The organism is Spirabiliibacterium pneumoniae, assembly GCF_014884995.1.
GTDB classification, from domain to species: domain Bacteria; phylum Pseudomonadota; class Gammaproteobacteria; order Enterobacterales; family Pasteurellaceae; genus Spirabiliibacterium; species Spirabiliibacterium pneumoniae.
In genome coordinates, this window is sequence record NZ_JABMII010000013.1 from 62,222 (window position 1) to 72,536 (window position 10,315).

General features: G+C 40.6%; 10 protein-coding genes and 1 pseudogene. 10 read left to right on the forward strand and 1 reads right to left on the reverse strand.

What is annotated here, in order from left to right; genetic code table 11:
• Positions 1-38 precede the first annotated feature (38 nt).
• On the reverse strand, positions 39-755 hold the full coding sequence (locus HPC38_RS09000) for a FadR/GntR family transcriptional regulator (RefSeq protein WP_208120961.1): 717 nt from the start codon (positions 753-755) through the stop codon (positions 39-41).
• A gap of 162 nt (positions 756-917) precedes the next feature.
• Here HPC38_RS09000 and dgoD point away from each other — a divergent pair, with 162 nt between their 5' ends.
• The 10 genes and pseudogenes from dgoD to HPC38_RS09050 all read left to right on the forward strand — a co-directional run bounded on the left by dgoD (position 918) and on the right by HPC38_RS09050 (position 10,146).
• The gene (dgoD, locus tag HPC38_RS09005; RefSeq protein ID WP_208120962.1) at positions 918-2,066 is read left to right on the forward strand and encodes a galactonate dehydratase; all 1,149 of its coding nucleotides are present in this window, start codon (positions 918-920) and stop codon (positions 2,064-2,066) included.
• A gap of 28 nt (positions 2,067-2,094) precedes the next feature.
• The gene (locus HPC38_RS09010; protein ID WP_208120963.1) at positions 2,095-3,105 is read left to right on the forward strand and encodes a TRAP transporter substrate-binding protein; all 1,011 of its coding nucleotides are present in this window, start codon (positions 2,095-2,097) and stop codon (positions 3,103-3,105) included.
• Positions 3,106-3,160: 55 nt separating this feature from the next.
• Positions 3,161-3,676: a TRAP transporter small permease subunit gene (locus HPC38_RS09015; RefSeq protein WP_208120964.1), complete on the forward strand. Its 516-nt coding sequence runs from the start codon at positions 3,161-3,163 to the stop codon at positions 3,674-3,676.
• A 9-nt stretch (positions 3,677-3,685) separates the two neighbouring features.
• The gene (locus tag HPC38_RS09020; protein ID WP_208120965.1) at positions 3,686-5,014 is read left to right on the forward strand and encodes a TRAP transporter large permease; all 1,329 of its coding nucleotides are present in this window, start codon (positions 3,686-3,688) and stop codon (positions 5,012-5,014) included.
• Positions 5,015-5,102: 88 nt separating this feature from the next.
• The gene (dprA, locus tag HPC38_RS09025) at positions 5,103-6,185 is read left to right on the forward strand and encodes a DNA-processing protein DprA (RefSeq protein ID WP_208120966.1); all 1,083 of its coding nucleotides are present in this window, start codon (positions 5,103-5,105) and stop codon (positions 6,183-6,185) included.
• A 51-nt stretch (positions 6,186-6,236) separates the two neighbouring features.
• Positions 6,237-6,785, forward strand: coding sequence for a DNA topoisomerase family protein (locus HPC38_RS09030; RefSeq protein WP_208120967.1), 549 nt, complete (start codon positions 6,237-6,239; stop codon positions 6,783-6,785).
• The gene (locus tag HPC38_RS09035; protein WP_208120968.1) at positions 6,775-7,326 is read left to right on the forward strand and encodes a Sua5/YciO/YrdC/YwlC family protein; all 552 of its coding nucleotides are present in this window, start codon (positions 6,775-6,777) and stop codon (positions 7,324-7,326) included. Before HPC38_RS09030 ends, HPC38_RS09035 begins: the two co-directional genes overlap by 11 nt.
• Complete coding sequence (aroE, locus tag HPC38_RS09040) at positions 7,327-8,142, forward strand: shikimate dehydrogenase (protein WP_208120969.1); 816 nt, start codon at positions 7,327-7,329, stop codon at positions 8,140-8,142. It abuts the gene before it with no gap.
• 240 nt (positions 8,143-8,382) lie between these two features.
• Positions 8,383-9,864 (forward strand): annotated as a pseudogene (locus HPC38_RS09045) (sodium-dependent transporter); the annotation flags it as partial.
• A gap of 174 nt (positions 9,865-10,038) precedes the next feature.
• Complete coding sequence (locus HPC38_RS09050; protein ID WP_208120971.1) at positions 10,039-10,146, forward strand: methionine/alanine import family NSS transporter small subunit; 108 nt, start codon at positions 10,039-10,041, stop codon at positions 10,144-10,146.
• The last annotated feature ends 169 nt before the right edge of the window (positions 10,147-10,315 follow it).

Here is a 10,315-nt window from a genome sequence, read left to right on the forward strand (position 1 = left end):
GTTTATTGTAATGTTTTTTTATTTATGAATAAAGAACCTTATAGATAATTTGCAAGATTAGTAATATTCTGATCTTTAATGCTTTTTTCGATAGCATTGAGTATAAGCTTCTTTGATGTAGTTTTTGCTTCACAACAATTTTTGTTTTTGATTGCCAAAAAAAGTGCTTCGTGACGCTGAATGGCTGGGAGCGCTTGCTGAATATTAGCTTCTAGTGTTTGATCAAACGTTATCTGCATAGATGTTGTCAACATATTATTTAAAGAGGTCAGAAAAGGATTTTTACTTGCTTTAATAATGTTGTTATGGAAAAGATGATCTCCTTGTAAAAATAAGTCTCGATTACTCGTGTCCAAAGATCTTTTCATCATTTTCAGACCTAACTCAATACTGTACAAATCTTTATCGTCCCGATTTATTGCCGCTTGGACACAGATGTTAGGTTCAAAAGTCAAGCGAGTGACAAGTAATTTCTCAACAAAAAACTGACTTTTTGGGGTTCGAATGAATAAAGCCAAAATATCACTATCTAACCAATCCCATTCTTCAATTGGATTTATAGAGCTAGCTTTTTTGGGTTGGATAGTAATGACATTTTTGTTAGCCAATGCTTGTAAAGCAGAACGAACAGATGTTCTTGATACACCAAAATCAGTGCATAAGTCATGTTCACTTGGAAGTAGCTCGTCCATAAGGTATTGGCCAGAGATAATTCGATCAAGAATTTTTTTTATAATGAAGTCAGATTTCAACATAACTATTTATTTTAAAAGAAATAATATCCTAATTATAATTTATTCTAAGGTGTTCTGAAAATTATTTTTCTGTGTTAATTATTTTTAATGTGATTTTTGTCACAGAAAAAATATATTTATTTAATATATTCTTGTCATACAAGATTTATTATGGAGTTTTATATGAGAATAGTTGATTTTAAAACTTTTAATGTTGCACCTAGGTGGGGATTTGTAAAAATAATTACAGATGAAGGAATTATTGGTTGGGGAGAGCCTTGTCTAGAGGGTAGAACTTATACGGTACATGCTTGTGTTAAAGAGTTAATGGAATATCTAATTGGAAAAAATCCTCTTGATATAGAAGATCATTGGAATGTACTTTATCGCTCTTCTTTTTATCGCGGAGGTCCAATCATGATGAGTGCCTTAGCGGGTATAGATCAAGCTCTATGGGATATTAAAGGAAAATATTTTGGTGCTCCCGTGTATCAACTATTGGGAGGTAAATGTCGAGATAGAATGAGAATGTACTCTTGGATTGGTGGAGATAGGCCTAGCGATGTTGCAAAAATGGCGAGAGATAGAAAAAATCTAGGCTTTGATGCGATCAAAATGAATGCAACAGAAGAATTAAACTTTATTGATGATTATTCAAAAGTAGATGCATTGCTAGAGCGGGTACAAGCGGTCAGAGATGCGACAGATCCAGATTTTGGTATTGCAGTCGATTTTCATGGCCGTGTACATAAAGCTATGGCTAAAATATTGATGAAAGAATTATCATCTATGAGATTAATGTTTGTTGAAGAGCCTGTTTTATCTGAACATTTTGATTCTATTAAAGAAATAGCACAATATGGAGCAATTCCAATTGCAACAGGTGAAAGATTATATTCTCGTTGGGATTTTAAACGTATTTTAATCTATGGTGGTGTAGATATTATACAGCCAGACGTCTCTCATTGTGGAGGCATAACAGAATTGAAAAAAATAGCCTCTATGGCAGAAGCCTATGATGTAGCGGTTGCCCCTCACTGTCCTTTGGGACCAATAGCTTTGGCGTCTTCTTTACATTGCGATATGAGTATTATAAACGCGATTATTCAAGAGCAAAGTATAGGTATCCACTATAATCAAGGCTGTGATGTTTTGGATTATATGATAAATAAGGAGGTTTTTGAATTTGATCAAGGGTATTGTGAAATAATTAAAGGAAATGGTTTGGGTATTCATATTAATGAAGAATTTATTGAATCTCAGAATAGGAAAACGAATCATTGGCGAAATCCGATTTGGAGAAACAAAGATGGATCTTTTTCTGAATGGTAAATAATTATTAATGAATAAGGATTTGATTATGAAATACAGTATGAAATTAGCTATTCCACTTTCATTGTTAACTTTTTCTATGAGTGTAATTGCAGCTGATTATAATTGGAATTTCCAATCTTCAGATCAACCAGGAGATGATGCATTTAAGTTTCAGCAAAATTGGGCAAAGGAAGTTGAAAAAAGCTCAAACGGAAAAATTCATATTAATGTTCTTGGTGCTGGATCAGTGGTTGAGCATAACCAAACTCTTGATTCGATCGGTATGAATATTATTCAAGGAGATTTCACTGATCCTTCATATTTTTCAGGTAAAGATCCTGCTTTTGCACTATACGGTAATTTGATTGGTGCTTGGAGTAATCCTCAAGATCTTATAGATTTTATGTATAACGGTGGTGGATTTACTGTTGCCAATGAGTTATTAAATAAATATGGCGTGCAACTTTTAGCAGTAAGTACAGTTGGTGTAGAATCACTAGTGTCTAAAAAACCTATTAGAAATATCAATGAATTACATGGTGTTAAGGTAAGGGCTCCTGAAGGATTGGTTCAGGTTTTATTTAAAAATTTGGGGGCATCTCCAGTGAATTTACCTGGTTCAGAAGTTTATACCTCGTTAGAAAAAGGGGTTATTGATGCATCCGATTATTCTATTTTTGCACGTAATGAAGCAAATGGAATGAATGACATCGCTAAATATCCAATTCATCCTGGTTGGCATTCAATGCCAGTAAATCAAGTTACACTTAATAAAAAAATTTATGATGGTCTTCCCGATAACTTAAAAGAAGTGCTAAATAAAGCAGGAAAAGAATATTCTGAAGGATTTTTAGCTATGCATCAAAAACTTGATGAAGATGCTGTTAAAAATCTAAAAGAGGATATTACTATTATAGCTTGGGCGCCTGAAGAGGTCGCAAAAGTGCGTGAAGTTGCAACTAAAATGTGGCCTGAGTGGGCAAAAAAATCTCCAATGTCCCAAAAGTATTACGATACGGTAATGTCCTATTTAAAAGAAAAAGGTATGGTTAAGTAGACATTTTAAGCCTTTTGAAATATTTCAAAAGGCTTCATTTAAACGAGGATAAAGTATGAAAAATGAGAGTGTCGAAAAAAATAAAATGACATGTATTGATTATATTATAGAAAGAATTGGTCATTATTTATCTTGGCTATATTTGTTAATAGTATTTATATCTTTTTATGAAATCGTATCTCGTTATATTTTCAATAATCCGACTGACTGGGTTCATGAAACAAGCATTGCTCTAGCTGCATTTTTAATGATCTATGCTGGATTATTCTCATTTGGTAGAGATAAACATATTCGTGTTCCTATCCTCCTTGATCGTGTAAAAATCTCCATGAGAAGAAAATTAGAATTTTTTGGTAATGTAATTACTCTAATTTATCTAATCCTCCTTGCATATGCGAGTTTCTTTATTGCGAAAAGCGCAGTTTTTTCACCTTCAGGAGAAATTTCACTTGAGCGTTCCGGATCCGCTTGGAATCCACCAATACCAGGATTATTGAAAGCCTCTTTGTTTATTCTTTTTTTGATTTTTTGTATTCAAGTTATTTTTAAAATGAGAAGAAATAAAAATTAGGGGAAAGTTATGTTTGGTTTATCAAATTTAGGAATAGAAACCGTTACAACCATTATGTTTATCATAATGTGTTTGTTGTTGGTAACAGGTGTTCCATTAGCTTTTTTGACAGGATTAGTCGCAACATTGCTTGCAGTGGGATGGTTCTCTCCTGAGATATTGCCAATGATTGTTAATCGTGTATATGGTTTTATGACCAGTTATTCCTTGCTTGCTGTTCCCATGTTTGTATTAATGGCTTCTTTACTTGATAAAACAGGAATTGCGAAAGATTTGTATAATGCTATGTGGCTAACTACACGAAAATTTCGTACAGGTGTTGCTTTACAAACAGTATTGATTGGTGTTTTTCTTGCAGCGATGTCGGGTATTATCGGCGGAGAGACAGTTTTATTGGGATTGTTGGCATTGCCACAAATGCTACGATTAGGCTATAACAAAAATTTAGCTATTGGTACAGTTGTTGCTTCAGGCGCTTTAGGAACTATGGTTCCTCCAAGTATTGTATTAATCATTTATGGCTTAGTAGCCTCAGTTTCTATTGGTGATCTTTTTACTGCAAGCTTTGTTCCAGCCTTTTTGTTAGCGGGAATGTATCTTCTATACATAGTTATTCGTGGTAAACTTAATCCAGATATGCTTCCAGCTATTCCAGAGGATGAAAGAAATAGAGAAATAAGTAGAGAGGAAAGAAGAAAAGCAAGAATTGATATAGCACTACCAGCATCAATAGCCTTACTTGTATTGGGTAGTATTTATGGTGGAATTGCCTCGGTCACAGAAGCTGCTGCCGTTGGTGTGATTGCTGTTATTCTTGTTTCACTTTATCGACGCGAACTGAGCTTTAAAATCGTTAAGGAAGCATCATATACAACCATGCAAACATGTGGAATGATCATGTGGATTGGTGTGGGAGCATATATTTTAGTTGGCATTTATAATTTAGTTGGTGGCAATCGATTTGTAGAATCTTTGTTAGTAGGATCAGGATTACCTCCTGTTGGAATTATTCTCATTATGATGCTTATCCTCTTTATCTTGGGATTATTTTTAGATTGGATAGGTATTGCAATGCTGACAATGCCAATTTTTGTTCCTATTGTTCAAAATTTAGGCTTTGATCCAATTTGGTTTGGAGTATTGTTTTGTGTCAATATGCAGGTTTCATTTCTGTCTCCTCCATTTGGACCCGCAGCTTTTTATCTCCACAGTGTTGCTCCTGAGGGGATTGAATTAACAGATATTTTTAAATCAGTTTTACCTTTTATTTGTATTCAACTAATTTTACTTACTTTGCTTATTTTGTTTCCTGAAATTGCACTTTTCTTAGTAAATTAAAAGTGTGAAGCTTAACCTAAAATACAGTATAAATAGTTTATTTAAGCTCAAGATCTGATTAATATTTTCTTTTTTTGGAGAGGATGTTATGGATCTTGAGTTTCTATTGCGATTAAATCAGTTGCCGCAGTTTGGGGTGGGGAAGGTTACGCGCTTGCTTAAGCGGGTGGATGAGGCATTTTTGTTGCACGCAACATCAGATGATTTGCGTGCGTTGGGCTGGTCGGCGGCGCAGATTCAACGTTGGCAGAAGCCATTGCCACGCAGTATTGCACCTGCGCTGGAATGGGCGCAAAAGTGCGGTCGGCGGATAATCAGTTATTTTGATGATGATTATCCGTTTTTGCTCAAACAAATCAGCGCAGCGCCTCTGTTATTGTTTGTGCAAGGGCAGGCGAGCTTGCTGGCTAAGCCGCAGCTGGCGATGGTGGGCAGCCGTGAGTGTTCTGATTATGGGCGTTATTGGGGGGCTTATTTTGCGCAGAAATTGGCAATGCAGGGGCTGGTGATCACCAGCGGCATGGCGCTGGGTATTGATGGTGTGTGTCATCGTGCTGCGCTGGAGTGCGGCGGTGAAACCATTGCGGTGCTAGGGTGTGGGTTACACCATATTTACCCGAAACGAAACGCGAGATTGGCGCAGCAGATTATTGAACAAGGCGCATTGGTGTCAGAATTTTTGCCCGATCAAGCACCTGTGGCGGAGAATTTTCCTCGGCGTAATCGGATCATCAGTGGGCTTTCGCTGGGCACGTTGGTGATTGAAGCTGATATCAAAAGTGGCTCGCTGATTACCGCGCGTTATGCGCTGGAGCAAAATCGTGATGTGTTCGCGCTGCCTGGCGCGGTGCAAAATCAATATAGCCGAGGTACGCACGCCTTAATCAAGCAAGGGGCGATGTTGGTGGAAGATTACACCGATATTTTGGAGAACATTCACTTTCACCCTTGTACTTGTGATGAGCCAGCCGTGAATCAAGATGAAGATAAGCAAGTCGAAAGTGCGGTCAGCCACCCCGCACTTTTTGCACACATTGGCTTTCAGCCGATCTGCGTTGATGATTTAGCGCACGCCAGTGGTCTTTCGGTGAACGATGTGCTTACGCAACTGCTCGACCTTGAATTAGAAGGGGCAGTGGTGAGCCAAGACGGCGGTTATTGTCGCGTCTAACTTGCCAAATTTGTGTGAGCGGTTAATATAGTCAAAAACAGTGGACGATTTATGGCAAAGGCGTTATTTACCCCAGCACAATCTGAGCGAGAGCACTGCCCAAAGTGCGGTAGCGAATTGCAGCTTAAAACGGGCAAATATGGGCTATTTTTAGGTTGCAGCCACTATCCGCAGTGCGATTTCATCAAACCGCTACAACAACATAAAAGCAACGTGCTGAAAGTGCTTGACGCACCCTGCCCAAAGTGCGGTCATCCATTGGTGTTGCGCCAAGGGCAATACGGTATGTTTATCGGTTGCAGCCATTACCCTGATTGTGATGTGATTATGCACAATAATGATGTGCCAGAGGAGCCGCTGCCCGCCTGCCCACAATGCAAAACAGGGCAGCTCGTCGCGCGCCGTGGACGGGCGGGCAAGGTGTTTTATGGCTGCGACAACTTCCCACGCTGCCGTTTCAGCCTTGCCCACAAGCCGCTTACCACGCCGTGCCCAAAGTGCGGTTTTGGGCTGAGTTTTGCACACAGTCAAACACAGTTGCAGTGTGCTGACCGTGCCTGCGGCCATATTTTTGAACAAGAAGAATCTCATGCAAAATGAACAAATTATCACTCAGTTGCGACAGGGAGCCGTGATTGCTTACCCCACCGAAGCGGTGTTCGGTTTGGGCTGTGATCCCAACAATGAAAGTGCGGTGATGCGACTGTTAGCATTGAAACAGCGCCCGATTGAAAAAGGCTTGATTTTAGTGGCACCGCACTTGGACTTTTTGCGCCCTTTTATTTGTGAGGAGCAAATGCAGCCGTCACACTGGGCGAAATTAACCCAACACTATGCGCGCCCAACCACATGGGTGGTGCCAGCGCGAACCGACACACCGCACTTTTTGACGGGCAAATTCAACACCATTGCCGTGCGGCTGTGTGCTCACCCTGCGGTGGCGTGGCTATGTGAACACGCGCAAATGGCGCTCACCTCCACCAGTGCGAACCTCTCAGGGCAAACACCGTGTCGCAGCGTGCGCGAGGTGAAACAGCAATTTGGCGACGATTTTCCCGTGTATGAAAGTGCGGTTGGCGGAGAGCAAAATCCGTCCGAGATTCGGGATATTGTGATTAATCAGATTATTAGGCAGGGGTAAATGAAAAATCAATACGCCGTATGGGGCAATCCGATTGCGCAGAGTCGTTCGCCTGAAATTCAGCAACAGTTCGCTAAGCAATGTGGAATCACGCTGGATTATACGCGTCAATTGGGTGATGAAGTGCATTTTGAGCAGCAGTTGGCTTACTTTTTTGAGCACGGTGGGCAGGGGTGTAATATCACGGCGCCATTTAAAGCGCGCGCGTTTGCCTTTGCCGATCAGCATAGTCAGCGTTGTGAACTGGCGCAGGCGAGCAACACGTTAAAAAAATTACCCGATGGGCAGATTTATGCGGATAATACCGACGGTGCGGGGTTGGTCAGCGATCTTAACCGCTTGGGGCTGCTCAATCAGGGGCAGGAGATTTTGATGCTCGGTGCGGGTGGCGCTGCACAAGGGGTGTTATTGCCATTGTTGCAGGCAGGCGCTAGTATTACGCTGGCGAACCGCACTTTGAGTACCGCTCAGCGACTACTTGAGCGCTTTTCGCCGTTTGGCACCATTGTTGCTTGCGCATTGGAGGCTATCCCTGCCAAGCGATATGCGCTTGTGATCAACGCAACGTCGTTAGGTTTGCAAGGAAAAGTCGTGGCGATTGCCCCCAATGTGATGCAAAACTGCGCGGCGGCGTATGATATGCAATACAGCAAAGGTGAGCCAACGCCTTTTCTGGTGTTCGCGCAAAAGTGCGGTGTGGCGGTATGTGTTGACGGTTTCGGTATGTTGGTGGGGCAGGCGGCACATTCATTTCATCTTTGGTTTGATCAGATGCCCGATATTTCAGCGCTGTTAATGACTGAAGCGAAAAAATAATGCCAAATTTTATACTTCAATTTTTAATTAGTGCAAAGGATAATATAATTAATAGCTTTATTGTTTAGTTATTACGTCTAAATTTGAGTATTATTTTAATATTTTATTTTGGTATTTAAAATTAAACCGCACTTTTAATCTCTGATTTTTAACTAAAAATTCTTTTTTTCAATAAAAATATACTATATAGTTTATAAGGTTAAATTTTATTGAGATTACTATTTTTGGGGAGATTGAAGTATGGCAAAAACACAAACGCCACCTTCACGTGAAACATTTTCGGGGCGACGCGCATTTATTTTTGCGGCGATCGGCTCGGCAGTCGGGTTGGGGAACATTTGGCGATTTCCTTATGTAGCTTATGAGAATGGCGGTGGTGCCTTTATTTTTCCGTATGTGGTTGCATTGTTAACCGCGGGCATTCCGTTGCTCTTTTTGGAATATGCTATTGGGCATAAATATCGTGGCTCGCCACCACTTGCATTTCGCCGTCTATTTAGCGGGATGGAAACAATTGGTTGGTGGCAGGTGTTGATTTGCTTTATCATCAGTGTCTATTATGCAGTAATTATCGGCTGGGCAATTTCATATACCTATTTCTCTATCAACAACAGTTGGGGCGCTGATCCATCGGCCTTCTTCTTTGGTGATTATCTGCAAATGGCGAAAGAGCCAAGTGTGAGTTTTGATTTCGTTGCGCAAATCACTTGGCCATTGCTGGCTGTATGGGTGATTGTGATTACGATTTTGGCCTTTGGGGTGCAAAAAGGGATTGCAAAATCGTCGTCTATTTTTATGCCTATCTTGCTGGTGATGTTCTTAATTTTGGTTGTACGCTCTTTGTTCTTACCAGGTGCTACAGAAGGCCTTAATACCTTATTTACACCAGATTGGAGTAAACTCACTGATGCTGGTGTGTGGGTGGCAGCCTATGGACAAATTTTCTTCTCCTTGTCGGTCGGCTTTGGAATTATGCTCACTTACTCTTCTTATTTGAAGAAAAAAGAAGACCTGACAGGCTCAGGCTTGGTGGTTGGCTTTGCTAACAGTAGTTTTGAACTGCTGGCGGGTATTGGGGTATTCGCCGCCCTTGGTTTCATGGCAACCGCAGCAGGCAAACCTGTTTCAGAGGTGGCTGCGTCAGGTATTGGCTTAGCCTTCATTGCTTTCCCTACGATTATTTCTGAGGCGCCATTTGGTGAGTTTATCGGCGTACTGTTTTTCGGATCTTTGGTGTTTGCAGGTTTAAGCTCATTGATTTCCTTGCTTGAGGTGATCATTGCCGCGGTGCAAGATAAATTAGGTATGCAGCGTGTGAAAGCCACACTTGTGGTCAGTATACCGATGATGATTATCTCTGTCTTACTGTTCCCTACAACCACAGGTCTTGCCTTGCTTGATGTAGTTGATGCCTTTGTGAATAACTTTGGCATTGTGGCAGTGGCGCTGATTACAGTGATGTTTTTGGTTGCAGGCGTATGTGCATTGCCAAGTTTGCGTAACCATTTAAATGCCACTTCGTCGTTCAGACTAGGCCGTAAATGGCAAATTTTTGTGGGGGGTATCACGCCGATTATTCTTGGGTACATTCTCATCACCGAGATTGTCAAACGTCTATCTGAAGGTTATGGCGGATATCCAAGTTGGTTTGTGAATATCTTCGGTTGGGGGATGGCGGTAGGCTTGATTATCGTTGCCTTTTTGCTTTCGCGCTTGAATTGGTCAAAACGTTCTGGCTTGTATCAGCACGACATTGATGGCACGCCTGTTGCACCGCCCATTTTAGATCGTCAATTGGATTACAAAATCATTGAAAGACGTCAAGCGAAAGGGCTTGAGGTGGCACTGCATGATGGCCCTGTTGATCAAACGACAATAATAGATAAGGAGTAAACAATGAATACATCGGCGATTATTATGATGGTTGTTTCTCTCGTGATTATTTGGGGAGGCTTAATTGTTGCACTTAAGCGTCTGCCTCCAGATACTGAATCACAAGACTAGCGCATTCGCCCTCATTTATGAGGGCGTTTTTGTTCTAAAAATCAGCAAATACACATTTTAGTGAATTTTTTTAAAAAAAAGGATTGACATAAGTTCTCTCTAGAGTATTATAAGCCTCCCTTCCACGACATCCTTGAGATTGAGTGGTGTGTTCTTTAACAAAATATCA